We start from the raw sequence: 15,531 nt of genomic DNA, 5'->3' as shown, positions 1-15,531 counted from the left end.
CGGAAGCCCCCTTTCAAAAGTGCTTTCCGTTATTGCATTAAGTGGTAAACACGCAGAGACTCTGCCATTGCCGCCCAATCGTCACCCAAGAATGTTAACGTAACGGGCTGGTTTGCCAATAAAGTGATGCTTGAATCTTCAAAGCGCCCAGCCGTATCACACTCCAAATGAACAAAAAACGCCGCTTTATTTGCCCGTAGGGTCACTTGGTTTGCTTCAATCGTTACTTCAATATTTGCTTTAACCATAGGTAGCGTCTTAAGTTCATGAGTACTAAACCAGGTATTGTTGATCCGTTCATCACCCACCTGCGCTTCCACATACAAGAACCCTGATTTCAGGTCGCCCAAACCAACTAAGTCAACCTGCTCATCTAAAGACCAAATGACAGTATTGCTATCATTCGTCACCGTTTTCTCTATCTGCCAAGTTTTCTCAATTTCGCCTTGCCAATTAACCCAATGAAGTTGAATATCCGCACTAACTGGTATTTTGGCATCGTTGAGCAGATGCAGACTCAAGTTGCCTGTGTGCTCCGAGAACACGAAATACTGAGGTGCAAAAAAGCGTTTCGCATGGTAATGCAACTGCTTCCAACGACCACTGTATTCGATGCTAGACCATGAACTCACAGACCAGTTGTCATTAAGTTGCCAATACAACATGCCACGACATATCGGTGCGATGGCTCGCCAATGGTCACACGCAGTTTTGATAGCCATCGCTTGCTGCACTTGGCTAAGGTACAACATTTGCTCAAAGCCGCTAGGAAAACGGAAATATCGGGTGAACATCTCAGTAATGATGCTGTTACCACGTGGGTTCTTTTGGTGCTGCTCAAAGGTAGGTGACGTAACGTTCCAGTCTTGTTCCGGTACAAACTGTTTTGCTTCCGCAAACGAAGGCCAAGATTGGAAACCAAATTCTGAGCAAAAGCGAGGATTAATGTTTAGGTAGGCATTAAATGATTTTCCTGAATGCCACACATCCCAAAAATGCATGTCACCTTTACTGTCATCATGCCAAGCATCTCCGAAGTCCAGTTCACCATTACAAGGAGAGCTAGGCCAAAAACGACGAGATTCGTCTAACTGTCCGATCACCTGCTCTATCATGCGGTTGAGACGGTCATAGTTCACCGTATATTTCACTTTGTTATGCTTGGATTCGTCATACCAGCCAATAGCTCCAATAACTTCATTGTCGCCACACCATAACGCAATAGATGGATGTTCTTTTAAGCGTGGAATTTGGAAACGCAGTTCTTGTTCAACTTCTTTTAAGAAGTCATCGCTAGAAGGGTAAAGCGAACAAGCAAACATCATGTCTTGCCAAACTAACAGCCCCAGTTCATCACACAAGTCATAGAAGGTTTCACTCTCATACTGCCCACCACCCCAGACACGAATCATGTTCATGTTGGCATCAACGGCACTTTGTAAAAGCGTTCGGTAGCGGGTTTGGCACTCACGCCCCGGCATGGCATCGATCGGAATCCAGTTCGCCCCCTTAGCATTAATCGGAGTGCCATTAATGATGAATTCCATCGCCGATCCATGTTCATCAGCTTGATTATTTAAGCTCAACTCTCGTAAACCAATCTTACGGACTAGAGTTTGTTCACCAGAAGTGACTGAAATGGAATAGAGGTGCGCTTCACCATAACCTGCCGGCCACCAAAGCTTAGGTTCGCTCACAAGGAACTCACAGTGATAGTGACCACTTCCTTCGGTTTGGAGCACTTGTCGTTCACCATTAAAATTAACAATGATTTCATGACATTGATTGCCAGCCTCTACCTCTATAAGAACGTCAACCAATACACTTCCATCTGTCTGCCATTGCTGGTTTGTGGAGAAGCTTTTTAACCACACGTCCTCGACAACATCGATTTGAATCGGGTCATAGATACCCGAGACCATTAAACAAATACCCCAATCCCATCCCGAATGACATTGGGTTTTGCGGAGCAAATTCATGTGTGGAATTTGGTTGTTGCCCATTGCAGAAGGAATAGGAAACGGCAGTTTCTTTGCTCGCTCTGCGCCTTCTAAGTCTACGCGAGCAAACTCAACTCGAATCGTGTTAGTGCCTTGTTTTAAGTAAGGTTTAATATCAAGACATTGTTGGGCAAACATGTTGCTGCAAGTTAGTACTTGCTCACCATTAATGTAAAACGTCGCTAAAGTATCAACGCGAGTAAGTGTCATCCAAACTTGTTTGGCAAAGAGCACTGCGTCATCCACATCAAACTGACGTGAAATATGCCAGTCACACGTTTCAATCCAACGAACTTTCGCTTCGTTATCCGCAAAATAAGGATTAGGGATGAGCTCTGCTTGTAACAACGCAGAAACGTTGTCTCCAGGCAAAGTCATTGGAATATCGATATCTGGGTGCTGTGGTGAAGTTAACTGCCACATTCCATTGAGTTCAACATGAGCCATAGGATAAGACCTTTAATTTTTATTAGAACAGGTTGGCTCAATGTAATCCTGAGATGTCCTTGCAAGAATAAGGGAAATGTCATTTACGTATGAAATGCGGCGCACTTCACGCAAAAATCTCTACCCCAAAATCAGTAATTTGCTTCAGATTTCCATAATTAATCTGGCTCTACGGTTATATTGGTGTGCTCAACGTGCTAGTATCAGCGGCTTTTTGATCATCCTCACACTTTTCGAGCTATTCGTGTGAGGGAAATGCACGGCTTCCGAGCCCTAAAAAGCGAAGTAATTATGTCAAATATGACGAACGCCGCCTCTCATGCTCCTATTCAGGAGGCAGACTATTCTGCGATTCATCCTCCTTCCCTTCTCAAGCGTCTTGAACTCACTAACCCTGTTTTTTGGTTAAGTGGTAGCTTCCTCACTGTGTTTGTTTTGCTAGCTCTAACGAATACAGACTCTCTGACCGCAATGGTTAATGCAGGCTTTGGCTTTGCAACTCAATACTTCGGTGCCTTCTGGCAAGTATTACTCCTTCTGAATTTCCTTATTGGTTTGGCTATTGCGCTAGGTCGTACGGGTTACGTACGCTTAGGTGGTTTAGCGAGACCAGATATCGATACCTTTAAATGGCTATCAATCGTACTTTGCACCCTACTTGCTGGTGGCGGTGTATTCTGGGCTGCAGCTGAGCCTATTGCTCACTTTGTTTCTGCACCACCTTTATATGGTGAAGCCTCACCAAAAGCCTCTGCAATCAATGCGCTTTCTCAGTCTTTCATGCATTGGGGCTTCCTTGCTTGGGCTATCTTAGGTTGTCTTTCTTCTGTGGTGTTAATGCACCTTCACTACGACAAAGGTTTACCGCTTAAACCACGCACTTTGCTCTACCCTGTGTTTGGCGACAAAGCGATTCACGGTCGAATTGGTGATGTCGCAGACGCGTGCAGCATCATTGCTGTAGCCGCTGGTACTATTGGTCCTATCGGCTTCTTAGGTCTACAAATCAGCTACGCATTGAACTCTCTGTTTGGTTTGCCAGATACCTTCATTACTCAAAGCCTGGTGATTGTCGCTGCTATTCTCATGTACACTTTGTCAGCGCTAAGCGGCGTGAGCAAGGGCATTCAACTTGTTAGCCGTTACAACATTGTGCTGTCTGTAGCATTGATTGGTTACATTCTTTTCTTCGGACCAACTAGCTTTATAGTGGATGGTTACGTGCAAGGCATTGGTCGCATGGTTGATAACTTCTTCCCAATGGCGCTTTATCGTGGTGACACAGAATGGTTAAGTTGGTGGACGGTTTTCTTCTGGGGTTGGTTTATTGGTTACGGACCAATGATGGCGATTTTCATTGCTCGTATTTCACGAGGCAGAACCATTCGTCAGTTGATCCTCTCTATCAGCATCGCTGCGCCTTTGATCACCTGCTTCTGGTTCAGCATTGTTGGCGGCAGCGGCTTGGCCTTCGAGCTAGAAAACCCAGGTTTGATTTCATCAGCATTCGAAGGCTTTAACCTTCCCGCCGTTCTACTTGCCATTACCTCTGAATTGCCATTCCCAATGGTGATTTCAGTATTGTTTTTGATCCTGACTACGACTTTTATCGTAACGACTGGTGATTCAATGACTTACACCATTAGTGTCGTGATGACGGGTTCTACCGAGCCAAATGCCGTTATTCGTTCATTTTGGGGCTTGATGATGGGGGTGGTAGCAATCGCACTTATTTCTATGGGCTCAGGTGGTATCTCTGCACTGCAGTCTTTCATCGTCATTACGGCAGTACCCGTGTCTTTTATTCTGCTGCCAAGCATTTGGAAAGCACCAAGCATCGCGAACCACATGGCGAAAGAGCAAGGTTTGATTTAGTACGTTACTGAGTACGCAGCCTTAACTAAATGAAAATCGGCCCCGATGCATAACCTGTGTCGGGGCCGAATATTATGGTTTGGATTCAAAAAGTTTCACTACTTACAGATGAAGTTTACGCAGTTCTTTCTTATCCACTTTACCAACGCTGGTCTTAGCAATCTCGTCCACTATCTTCACTTTAAGTAGTAATGCTTCTCTAGCAAGAATCCCTTTATTGATGAAGTCTTTCGCAAAACCTAACAGTTCCTTTTCTGTGACTTGAGCGTCTTCTTTCAAAGTCACCAAAGCTAACGGCACTTCACCCCACTTGTTGTGCGGCATACCAATCACCGCAACTTCGGAAACACTCTGATGCTGGTGGAGAATGTCTTCAAGCTCTAAAGAGCTTACCCACTCACCAGATATCTTAATCATATCTTTTACGCGGTCAGTGATTTTGATAAAGCCTTCATCATCAATATGCGCCACATCACCTGTGTGCAGATAACCGCCACGCCATAGTGCTTTAGAGTTTTTGTTGTCTTTGTAGTAGTTAGGCGTTAACCAAGGTGCACGAACAACAATTTCACCAGCGGTTTCGCCATCATGAGGCAGTTTGTTCATATCCTCATCCACAATATACGCTTCTACAAGCGCAACTTTCTTACCTGTCTTCGAGCGATATTCCGCTTGTTGGTCGACATCTAACTCTAATTGCTCAGGCGTCAATTGGACGATAGAAAGAATAGGTCCAGTCTCACTCATGCCGTAACCAGCAAATACGTCGATATCACGTTCTAGAGCTGATTTACATAATGCTTTTGGTAGCGCAGCACCACCAATGACGACTTTCCACCCAGAAAAGTCCATCGCCTTCGACTTTGGAGAGCTCAGAAGTAGATGCAAAATAGTCGGCACACAGTGTGAGAACGTCACCTTCTCTTGCTCAATCAGGTTAAGCAAAACATCTGGAACATACTTACCCGGGTAGACTTGCTTAACACCAAGCATGGTTGCCATATATGGAAGCCCCCAAGCATGGACATGAAACATCGGCGTAATCGGCATGTAGATGTCACCTTGATGCAATCGACCTTGTGAAGCGTTGGTACCGATTGTGCTTAATATACCCATAGTATGAAGAACAAGTTGACGATGCGTGAAGAAAACGCCTTTTGGAAATCCTGTAGTACCCGTGGTGTAGAAAGTTGTCGCCACCGTGTTTTCATCGAAATCAGGGAAATTGTATTCCGTGCTTTCCTGTTCAAGAAGGCGTTCATACTCACACTCTTCATCATCACGTAACACAACGTAGCGAGTGACCGTATCAATGCGTCCTTTGATCTGGTCTAAGATTGGTAGAAACTCTTCATGAATAAGAATGATGTCATCTTCAGCATGATCAATGGTGTAAAGGATCTGTTCTGGAGACAAACGAACGTTAATCATGTGCAGCTTGGCACCAATCATTGGGATAGCAAAGTAACATTCAAGGTAACGGTGGGAGTCGTAATCCATCACAGCAACCGTGTCGCCTTTTTTCACGCCCATTTTGGTAAGCGCGTTGGCAAACTGTCTTACACGGTCATGAAACGTTTTGTAGCTATGACGGCGGTGGTTAGCGTAGACGATTTCTTGCTCTGGGTTGAAAGCAACTGGGGAAAACAGCAAGTTTTTAATTAGTAACTGATAATTGGATGGATCATTTACATATTGGTTCATATCGGGGGTTCTTTTTGTATTTTTCTTAACGTTCGCTTTGCGAGTGACTCAATTATCGCTCAAAAGCGTGACTGTATTCAGTACACAAGAATAAGATTAGATTCGAAAGTTCTATTGTAGCTCTCTAACGCCAACTCAGAAATGCTTCATCCCTAATCATTGAAACTAAGTTTTGTGATAGTCCGGAGAAAGTGCAACGAAACCGTCACAGTTTGTCGTTAGCATACCTCACAAACTCATAAGCCTCGCTCTGTACTGAGCGAGAGGTTACATCGTCCTCAACCCAACTAGTGAGAACCGAACTATGTCCAAACCTTTGTATGTATTTGATATGGATGAGACCTTAATCAACGCTGATTGTGCAATGATTTGGAATGAGTTTTTGGTGGAGAAAGGCATCGCAACTGAGCCTAACTTTATTGAGAAAGATCTTCGCCTAATGGGCTTGTACGCAGAAGGGAAAATGGAGATGGAAGATTACCTAGCGTTTTCCATGAAGCCAATAGAAAACATGTCGATTAAAGAAGTCAACGCCTTGGTTGAAGAGTGCGTAGAAAAGCATATTCTGGCTAGACAGCACCCTCAAGCCAAAACGCTCATTGAACAACTGTCTCGTGATGGTATTGATATGGTCATCATCTCAGCAAGTGTCACTTTTTTAGTGACAGCTGTTGGACGACATCTGGGTATTCCGACTGCTCTTGGAATTGACTTGGTGGTGGCTGATAACCGCTATACCGCAGAAATCGATGGAATCCCAAGTTACCGAGAAGGCAAAGTTACCCGATTAAAACAGTGGTTGGCGACGCAGGCAAAGTCCTATTCGGAAATCCACTTCTATACTGATTCAATCAACGACTTGCCACTGTGTGAATACGCAAATTACGTCTACCTTGTGAATCCATGCCCTCGCTTAAAAGTGCACGCTGATAGACCGAATTGGACCTTGTTGAATTGGGGTTAGTGGTTCAACACTAACTGCTAATAGGTAGATAAAAAATCATGCTCTGTTGAAACCTAGCCTACTTCAGCAAGTGCTCAGAAGAGCCTTCTTCAATATATTTAGAAACATGTAATGAAGACACTATAATCTCTTCTGCCTGTTTCGAATTTTCGAAGCAGACACCCATATATTTATCATTCCATCCATCATGGTGGACTTCCAAATTAATATATCCATATTCATTGAGGATATAGAAATACTGATTCTTTAGATTTGATTCTGAACGAACCTCTTCATACATTATATAATTATCCCTAAAAACAAATTCAGGATTTTTTATTAAAACTTCTTGAATTCGTTTATTTATAAGGCTTTCCTTAAGTCTCAAATCACCAATAATGTAATTTTCGTTGAAATGTTCATTAATTAGCTTAATTTTAAATTTATTATACCCTCTTCCTGTTTCATGATCATATTCCTCTGCGTTATAGAATGTTTCATATCTTTGTTCAATATCTCTTTTTATACAATCCATGTCTATTTCTTTTTTATGTTTAAAAAGAAAAGGGATCAATTGAATTTTAACGGTCAATTTACCATAGTAACTATAATTCATAGGATATGGAATTAACGTATGGTAAAACCAATCTAAACGTGATATTTCAATAATATCGTTATGATATTTAGTTTTTGAATTATTAAGATAGTATTCAAAATCCACTTCTGGCAAATTACCACTTAGACTACTTTCGTTAAACCCTTCAGGAACAGTCAAGTCACAAATTAAACTACCAAACCGATAGAGTCTTTGTTGCGTTTGAGCAAGCTTAGCTCCTGCCCGAAACTTAAGATTAAAAAATGAAGAAATGTACATCAGTGCTTTCCTATTTTCGCATATTTTCCTACCACCCTCGCCTTTTGCTTTGCACCATTCTCTCGTAACTGTTTTTCATAGGTGTCAAGTCCAAGGTAAGGAAGTGAATGAGGACTTCCACCAATTGTTTTAGATAAAAAACATGCCCAAATAAATACTGGACTCAAACTTAAGTTCATTTTTGTCAAGCTAGTCATTCCATTTAAACCTATAACGTTAGGTACAAAATCTGCTGGATTAGATCTTAACTCCTGAACCTTCATACCAATATTTTTGGCTTTAACAGCCAAAATTCCATAATTTCCACCAGGGCTATGTACTGCTAACTCATGCCCCTCTAATCTTAAATTTGGTCTCTGCTTTCTTACTTCTTCAAGTGCTGAACGAAATATAATGGCTCCTTGGCTATGAACCGTCCATTTTACTTTTCTACGTTCACCTTGCGACTTTATCATTAAAGATGCAAGCTGTTGAGCATTCCTGCTTTTGAATATTCGAGTTTGGTCAAATATACATTCAGCTAAATCGAACACTCCACCATCAGTAGGGTTATGAAATAGATTGTACCTAACAATATTATCTTTTCTGTATGCGACATCTGTATGAACACCCATCAGCTTAGATGCAGTATTGTAGTCGTTGTTCATTCCATTAATAGTCACATGTTCACAATTTACTTTGTTGATGATCTCAGCTCCATAACTATCCCAGCTATTTAAAGCATCTTCGATTTCAGAGTTACTGCATTTATCTTTAGTATATCGAGCATCACTTTTTTTTCTTACATCATATAACATCGTTCTTTGTTGCTTTGATTTTAGTTTTGAACCATGTAGTTCATTGTCAATCATAATCTCTTCTATGACTATAGAACCAATATCAGAAATTCGATATAGAATTAAAAAATGATAACTTGTAAATGGATTCATATTTCTTGCAATGCGCCAAAAAGGATTAACCCTATGTTTTATCAAACTAGACTTATTAGGATTATTTATTATTTTATAAATATCATCTATGACATTTTTCCTATCGAAATCTGTCATTGACTTTATTACCAATATTGCTTGTCTAGTAATGTGAATATTTTTATCGCTCAAAAATTTAGGGTTAATCCCTAATGAACTTATATAATCACTCGTTCTATTTAATACAAAAACATCTCTCGCATTACTTTCCGTCGGAGCTTTATCTAACATTTTCCAAGTCATTTTATCTTTCTCAAATATAGCAAAGATTATATGTTAATAAATTCAATACAAACTTAAGGATTAGATTAGATATATTACGAGTGGTGCATCCAATTTGTGTAAGTAAGTATTTTATCTTTTACAAATTTACTTTCCTTCACTAAAAATGGAAGATGACAACATCTAAAACACCAAGTTCAAGCCTTCATCACAAATTAATCAATTGATTAAATAGCGATGAATTTTTCGTATGTCGTATAACCAATCGCCGTCTTATAATTAATCAAATGTTTAATATTTTGAGAGGCGACGGTGACAAAAGCTCAAAGAAAGGCAGGAAGACCCACAGACCAAATTGATGCTCGTGAAAAGTTAATACTCCACGCACGCGAGCTCTTCACCATCATGGCCTACGACAAAGTATCCACTCGTTTGGTCGCACAAAAGGCTGGAGTGAATGTCGCGATGATTCGTTACTACTTTGGAAATAAGGAAGGGCTATTTGAAACGATGCTGCGCGAGACACTGTCACCCATGCAGAAGCAATTGCAAGCTCTCGTATCAGACAGCAGTGAGCAAAATTTTCTCGACTTAATGCGTACCTATTACCGAGAAATGATCAAAGTGCCGCAGTTTCCTCGCTTAATAGCTCAAGTCATGCACATGCCTCCTTCCGAAACTCAACGAAAGTTACTTGAAAAAGTATTTGCCGACATCAGCCAACCAATGCAAGGGGTTATCTTCGATAAGTTGGTCGACAGTGGTGTTCTGCGAAAGGGAGCTGACCCGCAACTTTGTCGTGTCTCTTATATCAGCTTAATGGTTTTCCCTTTTATGGCACCACCAGCGCTGCTCGCCATACACGGTATTGAACTCTCAGAAGCATTCTTGAACCGATTGTTCGAACACAACATACAACTGATGAAACATGGACTCTTAGACTCGGGCGACCAATATGAAAATGAATAAAAAACTGCTGTTCTTTCCTGCCCTTGCTGCCGGGATCGTCATTCTGCTTTTGGCAATTAACCTCAAACCAGATTTGCCAGTAAAACCTGCGGGGGATCGCGCAAGGTTAGTCGAAACTGTTCCTCTTGAACTGAAAGCCATTGCTCCTATCGCTATTGGGTTCGGAAAAATTACACCCAAAATTGAGTGGAAGGCTATCGCCGAAGTCACTGGAAAAGTAGTTTATCGCCACCCACAATTGGAAAAAGGGCAAGTACTACAAGCAGGAACGGAGATCTTAAGGATCGATCCACTCGATTACGAATTAAAATTGGTTCAAGCTCAAGCCGACCTTAAGTCTGCACAAACCTCTCTGGCTAAGCTAAACCAAGAAGAAGCGAACTTAAAAAGCACACTAAAAATTGAAGCGAATCGTTTAGTGATCGCCAACAAGGAACTTGCTCGTAAACAAAACCTACGCAAGAAAGGCTTAACATCACAATCTGATGTGGATCAACAAGAGCAAAGTGCGCTTTCTCAGCGTAAGTTGGTGCTTGATATTGAAAATCAGATAGGTTTGATGCCAGATGAGAAGCGTGTCGCTGAGGCGTTAGTTAAGGTCAACGCTTCGAAAGTGGATGAGGCGAAACGTTCACTTGATAAAACCATCATCACGCTCCCATATGATCTGCGCATTGCTCAGGTGGATATAGAACAAAATCAAGTAGTGAACCTTAAACAAACTATGGTCACAGGGCATGGCATTGATGTGATGGAAGTTGAAGCCCAGCTGTCGATACATGATATGCAAACCCTTGCTTCAAGCATCGGTGAGTTTGTACGTGATGAGTCAGGTATCCCACAACCTGATATGAATGCTATCCACGCCATTATTGAGCTTAATAGCGGCAACCTATCTGCGTCTTGGTCTGCTAAAGTCGCGCGTATCAGCGAGACGGTGGATCCAAGCCAAGCCACCGCTGGGGTGATATTGGAGATTGAGCAAGATTATCGAGCATTGAAACCAACGTCTGTACCACCTCTCGTGAACGGTATGTTTGTACGTGCGTTGATTGAAGGACAACAGAATCCAAGCTGGGTTATTCCTGAACGCGCGCTCCATGGAGACAAGATCTACCTGATGGGTGAAGATAACCGCCTTCAAATCGTGACTGTTGAGGTACTCTATCGACGCGACAACCAAGTCGTTGTCGAAGGTGCCTTGGAACAAGGTCAAAAGTTGATCATTAATGACCTGTTGCCTGCTATCAACGGCATGTTGTTGAAGGAAGCATCAGAGCAGAGCCAAACGGTGACTGAGGGGTCCGACTCATGATCCGATTCTTTGCAAAACACCCAACCGCAGCCAATTTGTTGATGTTGACGTTGCTTATCTTGGGTATTTCTTCCCTCTCTGGCATCAAGCGAGAAACCTTTCCGGAATTCGATCCCCCTTATATTCTTGCTGGCGTGGTTTATCCAGGAGCATCCCCTCAAGAAGTGGAAGAGAGTATCTGTGTTCGTATGGAAGACGCCGTAGATGGACTCGCTAATATTGAAGAAACTCAGTGTGAAGCTATTGAAGGGTCAGCTCGTCTCATCTTAAAGTTAAACGAGGACGCCGATATCGGTCGCATGCTCGTTGACGTTCAAACTCAAATTAACTCGATCAATGACTTCCCACAAGAAATTGAGTCGCCCGTAGTTCAAGAACTGGACTGGAACGAGCCTGTCGTTGATGTGGCAATCACTGCAAATACGACTTGGCCGGAATTAAAAGGGTATGCCGAACAACTTAAACGCACACTAAAACTCGATTACGGCGTGTCTTTGGTCGATGTGGCAGGCTTCTCGGATCATCAATACAGGGTAGAGCTTGATACACAAGCGATTCGACAATTAGGTCTGAGTGTGGGTGATATTGCGGAGCAAATTGGTCGTCAAAACGTTAAGTTACCAAGTGGTAATGTTGAAACACCAGACAAAAATTTCCTGATTCGTTTTGACGAACGCCGCGTTACGCCAGAAGAACTAGAAACTATTGTTGTTGGCTCAGGTCCGAATGGCTCAATCATTCGCTTAAAAGACATCGCTACGATTACAGATCGTTTCGAATTAGATGAGCAGAAAGTACTCTTCGATGGTCACCCTTCTGCCCTTCTAAAGATCAGTAAAAACAAAGAAGACGATGCTCTCAGAATCAAAGAACGTGTCGCTCAATTTGTGGAAGAACAGCAAGCCAACGCGCCAGACGGAGCCATGCTACAAATGACCAATGATCTCTCGTCGGTGCTTTGGGATCGTCTTACTATGATGGTTAAAAATGGCTGGCAAGGTATCATTTTGGTCTTCGCTACGATGTGGTTGTTTTTTAGCTTTCGCTATTCATTTTGGGTTGCCGCCGGTTTACCTGTTGCATTTTTAGGTGGCTTGTTTTTGATGGCACAGCTTGGACTATCCATCAACATTATGTCCTTAGTCGGCTTGCTAATGGCGATCGGTATCATGATGGATGACGCAATCGTTATAGCAGAGTCCATTGCCGCTCACCTTGACCGAGGCGAAGAGATTGATGACGCCGTTATCAAAGGCGTTAAGAAAGTTTTACCGGGTGTAATTTCTTCCTTCTTAACCACCGTTTGCATCTTTGGTAGCCTGCTGTTTCTACAAGGTGAAATGGGTGCAGTGCTAAAGGCGGTCCCGCAAGTACTTATCTTGGTATTAAGCTTGAGCTTAATGGAAGCATTTTTGATTCTACCCAACCACTTATCTCATTCACTGCATAAACAAAAACAAGAAAAGACCACACCAAAGTTCAAACAAAAGCTACTGGCATCTTTTGAGAACTTCCGTAATACCACGCTGGTTAATACCGTAGATAAAGTGGTTGAGTATCGCTACGCTTTCATGGGCAGTGTCATTACTTTGCTGCTGATTTCTGCCGCAACGTTAATTGGCGGTTTGCTTAAGTTCCAGCCCTTCCCTGAGCTAGACGGTGATATTGCCGAAGCTCGTATCATTCTTCCTCCTGGGTCTTCGCTATCCCAAACAGAGGCAGTGGTAGATAAGATCGTCGCATCAGCGCAAAAGCTCGATAAAGAATGGACTGAAAAAGTTGAAGGCGGTAATCCGCTCGTACTGCACATAACTAGTCAATTCAACGCGAATGCCGATGCCAACGAATCAGGTCCCCATATCGCAACAGTTAGATTGGACTTGTTAGGGGCAGAAAGCCGCAACACTCTCATTGATGACTTTGTCGCAGCATGGCGTGAAGATATTGGAGAACTCGCAGACCCCATCTCTCTGGTATTCAAACAGCCCACGATGGGACCGGGTGGGCGAGCGATAGAAATTCGTGCAAAACATGATGATCTTGATGCATTGAAAGCAGCTTCGATTGATATTCAACAGTATCTTAATCAATTTGACGGTGTTCATGGCGTGCTAGATGACATGCGCATGGGTAAAGAGGAAGTTCTGGTTAAATTGCGTCCCGGCGCAGAAGCTTATGGCATCAATGGTCAGCTTGTTGCAAACCAACTGCGTGCGGCATTTTTTGGTCAAACCGCTGACGAAATCCAAGTCGGCGTTGAGAATATTTCGATAGAAGTTCGACTAGATAAAACGCAAGCAGGCGATTTACAACAGTTGGCGAACTTTCCGATTATCTTGCCAGACGGTAGCCAAATTCCGCTCGCGACCATTGCAACATTGAATTTCCAGCGCAACTACGTACGCATCCAACGTATTGATGGATTGCGCACGGTGAGCGTATTTGGTGATACCGACAACACCAAGGCAAACTCAACCGCTATCATTCGCCAATTCCAACAAGATGAAGCGCAAAAATTGATGCAGAAGTACCCTGGGTTACGTTTCGACTTTGAAGGTGAAGCTAAAGACACCGCCGAGACCGTAGCCTCTATGGGCAAAGGCTTCTTGCTTGGGTTATTTGGCGTGTTTGCCATCCTAAGTTACCAATTCCGCAGTTACTTGGAACCGTTTGTAGTCATGCTCGCGATCCCACTTGCTTTTATCGGGGTAGTATGGGGGCATATTGTGCTTGGGCATTCCTTAAGTATGCCGAGCATGATGGGCTTTGTCTCATTGGCTGGTATCGTAGTAAACGACTCAATCCTGCTAGTACAGTACATACGCCATCATGTAGATGAAGGTGACAATGTTCATGATTCTGTCGTTAAAGCGAGTAGAGAACGTTTCCGTGCCGTATTCCTAACCTCGATGACAACCGCTGCAGGTTTGCTACCGTTGCTAACGGAAACCAGTTTGCAAGCCCAAGTTATCCAACCTCTGGTTATCTCTATCGTGTTTGGTATTTTCGCCTCGACGTTGTTGGTACTGTTTATGATTCCTGCCGCTTATGCCATTTTGGCTGACTTCGGTCTAGTTCATAAGCACGAAGAGATCTAAAACAATCCGATAAGTTTCCTTATCAAAACAAACAAGAGCGGCTTAGGTCGCTCTTTTTGTTTTCAGTGAATAACGTTAAAAGCCACACAAACACGTAACAATTAAAAGGTTATTATGAGGCATTAAGTGCAAATATGAACAATTGAGAATGCGATATGTTGACTTTTATATAACTAATTCAAATGACAGGTACCGTGTTTATGATAAGTTTTATTATCAAAAACGACATTTAGCACAGCAAAAACACACACAGACAACACATTCACAATTTGAACTAACGATAATGAAATCATTGATTGAAGAATTAACATTTTAACAATGATTACAACAATGTTAACTTTAGCCCCGTTGGTCGCACTGGTGGTAAGCCTCTCACCAAGCCTATTGTCAGTATGATATGGACGTTCGACCATCTCCAAAATGAATAGACACCCAAATTGGTGCCCTTTTTTCGCCCGCGAAGGTATTCTTCGCGGGCTTTTTTCTTTCTAACTATTTCAACTCACTACTGTTGTCTATCATGTCGCCAGATATATCGTTCGTTTTCACTAACTCGTAAACACAAAAAAAGCCAACCTAGTTAAATAGATTGGCAAACAGAGCAACAAGATTGACGCCGATAATTCATCACGTCGCCCCTGTATCGGATGTACTTTGGTTAATCACGCTTCCTTGTGGCTAACACGGAATCTTTAACGTCAGAGCTTAAGATTTGGTTGCCTCTATCTTCTGGCACTTGATCTTTACCAACTGCGCTTGTTGTTCTTTGATGTGTTTAACAATGCGCTCATCACGTTCATCAATGGCGTCCATGTTCATTTGTTGGATGTCCGCAACTGCCTCATGCTTCATTGTTGTAAATTCTTGACGTAGATCTGCACTCCACTCATCTTTGTCTAGAGTGTTAGCAGTAGCGATTGGTGATGACATTACAGCAATAAGACCTAGAGTAGATAGAAATACGCTTTGCATAATAAGCTCCTTAGGGATTAGCAGTTCATTGGGTTGCATCCTATACATTGCACATAGAATGCCAACTTTTTAAACCTTTAATATCAATAACTTAAAATAAACATCATTTTTCTACCATCTGCTCGGTGGCGAATTTCACACACT

10 protein-coding genes are annotated in these 15,531 nt (G+C 42.5%); 5 read left to right on the top strand and 5 right to left on the bottom strand.

Annotated elements, in window-relative coordinates; genetic code table 11:
* Nucleotides 1-29 precede the first annotated feature (29 nt).
* Nucleotides 30-2,447 (bottom strand): beta-mannosidase, encoded by a 2,418-nt coding sequence (locus MHO32_RS14565; RefSeq protein ID WP_239212705.1) that lies wholly within the window; start codon nt 2,445-2,447, stop codon nt 30-32.
* A 291-nt stretch (nt 2,448-2,738) separates the two neighbouring features.
* Here MHO32_RS14565 and MHO32_RS14560 point away from each other — a divergent pair, with 291 nt between their 5' ends.
* The gene (locus MHO32_RS14560) at nt 2,739-4,322 is read left to right on the top strand and encodes a BCCT family transporter (RefSeq protein WP_017819391.1); all 1,584 of its coding nucleotides are present in this window, start codon (nt 2,739-2,741) and stop codon (nt 4,320-4,322) included.
* 102 nt (nt 4,323-4,424) lie between these two features.
* Here the strand turns inward: MHO32_RS14560 and MHO32_RS14555 are convergent, their stop codons facing one another.
* Nucleotides 4,425-6,026 (bottom strand): long-chain fatty acid--CoA ligase, encoded by a 1,602-nt coding sequence (locus tag MHO32_RS14555; protein ID WP_017819392.1) that lies wholly within the window; start codon nt 6,024-6,026, stop codon nt 4,425-4,427.
* A gap of 304 nt (nt 6,027-6,330) precedes the next feature.
* On the opposite strand from MHO32_RS14555, the gene MHO32_RS14550 reads away from it, so the two are divergent.
* Entirely contained in the window at nt 6,331-6,990 is a 660-nt protein-coding gene (locus MHO32_RS14550) for an HAD family hydrolase (RefSeq protein WP_239212703.1), read from the top strand.
* 58 nt (nt 6,991-7,048) lie between these two features.
* On the opposite strand, the gene MHO32_RS14545 is transcribed toward MHO32_RS14550, so the two are convergent.
* Together MHO32_RS14545 and MHO32_RS14540 are read right to left on the bottom strand one after the other, a co-directional pair.
* A complete protein-coding gene (locus MHO32_RS14545; protein WP_069218499.1) occupies nt 7,049-7,843 on the bottom strand; it encodes a hypothetical protein in 795 nt (264 codons plus the stop codon).
* Nucleotides 7,843-9,054 carry a hypothetical protein gene (locus tag MHO32_RS14540; RefSeq protein WP_239212701.1) on the bottom strand — a complete coding sequence of 404 codons (1,212 nt, stop codon included), beginning with the start codon at nt 9,052-9,054 and terminating at the stop codon, nt 7,843-7,845. Before MHO32_RS14540 ends, MHO32_RS14545 begins: the two co-directional genes overlap by 1 nt.
* 291 nt (nt 9,055-9,345) lie before the next feature.
* Here MHO32_RS14540 and MHO32_RS14535 point away from each other — a divergent pair, with 291 nt between their 5' ends.
* The 3 genes from MHO32_RS14535 to MHO32_RS14525 are packed head-to-tail and all read left to right on the top strand — an operon-like array spanning nt 9,346 to nt 14,415.
* On the top strand, nt 9,346-10,002 hold the full coding sequence (locus MHO32_RS14535; protein WP_045486906.1) for a TetR/AcrR family transcriptional regulator: 657 nt from the start codon (nt 9,346-9,348) through the stop codon (nt 10,000-10,002).
* Nucleotides 9,989-11,317, top strand: a complete 1,329-nt coding sequence (locus MHO32_RS14530) for an efflux RND transporter periplasmic adaptor subunit (RefSeq protein WP_239212699.1) — start codon at nt 9,989-9,991, stop codon at nt 11,315-11,317. Before MHO32_RS14535 ends, MHO32_RS14530 begins: the two co-directional genes overlap by 14 nt.
* Nucleotides 11,314-14,415, top strand: a complete 3,102-nt coding sequence (locus tag MHO32_RS14525) for an efflux RND transporter permease subunit (RefSeq protein WP_239212697.1) — start codon at nt 11,314-11,316, stop codon at nt 14,413-14,415. The genes MHO32_RS14530 and MHO32_RS14525 overlap by 4 nt, the downstream gene beginning before the upstream one ends.
* 705 nt (nt 14,416-15,120) lie before the next feature.
* Here MHO32_RS14525 and MHO32_RS14520 read toward each other — a convergent pair.
* Nucleotides 15,121-15,387, bottom strand: coding sequence for a hypothetical protein (locus tag MHO32_RS14520; RefSeq protein ID WP_005449840.1), 267 nt, complete (start codon nt 15,385-15,387; stop codon nt 15,121-15,123).
* Between the last annotated feature and the right edge of the window lie 144 nt (nt 15,388-15,531).

This window comes from Vibrio sp. MMH1-50 (assembly GCF_022347645.1).
GTDB classification, from domain to species: domain Bacteria; phylum Pseudomonadota; class Gammaproteobacteria; order Enterobacterales; family Vibrionaceae; genus Vibrio; species Vibrio harveyi.
This window is presented reverse-complemented; position numbering and strand designations above follow the sequence as displayed.

Coding starts and splice junctions, on each gene's coding strand:
- MHO32_RS14565 (WP_239212705.1), bottom strand. CDS start 2,447: ATGGCTCATGTTGAACTCAATGGAATGTGGCAGTTAACTTCACCACAG.
- MHO32_RS14560 (WP_017819391.1), top strand. CDS start 2,739: ATGTCAAATATGACGAACGCCGCCTCTCATGCTCCTATTCAGGAGGCA.
- MHO32_RS14555 (WP_017819392.1), bottom strand. CDS start 6,026: ATGAACCAATATGTAAATGATCCATCCAATTATCAGTTACTAATTAAA.
- MHO32_RS14550 (WP_239212703.1), top strand. CDS start 6,331: ATGTCCAAACCTTTGTATGTATTTGATATGGATGAGACCTTAATCAAC.
- MHO32_RS14545 (WP_069218499.1), bottom strand. CDS start 7,843: ATGTACATTTCTTCATTTTTTAATCTTAAGTTTCGGGCAGGAGCTAAG.
- MHO32_RS14540 (WP_239212701.1), bottom strand. CDS start 9,054: ATGACTTGGAAAATGTTAGATAAAGCTCCGACGGAAAGTAATGCGAGA.
- MHO32_RS14530 (WP_239212699.1), top strand. CDS start 9,989: ATGAAAATGAATAAAAAACTGCTGTTCTTTCCTGCCCTTGCTGCCGGG.
- MHO32_RS14525 (WP_239212697.1), top strand. CDS start 11,314: ATGATCCGATTCTTTGCAAAACACCCAACCGCAGCCAATTTGTTGATG.
- MHO32_RS14520 (WP_005449840.1), bottom strand. CDS start 15,387: ATGCAAAGCGTATTTCTATCTACTCTAGGTCTTATTGCTGTAATGTCA.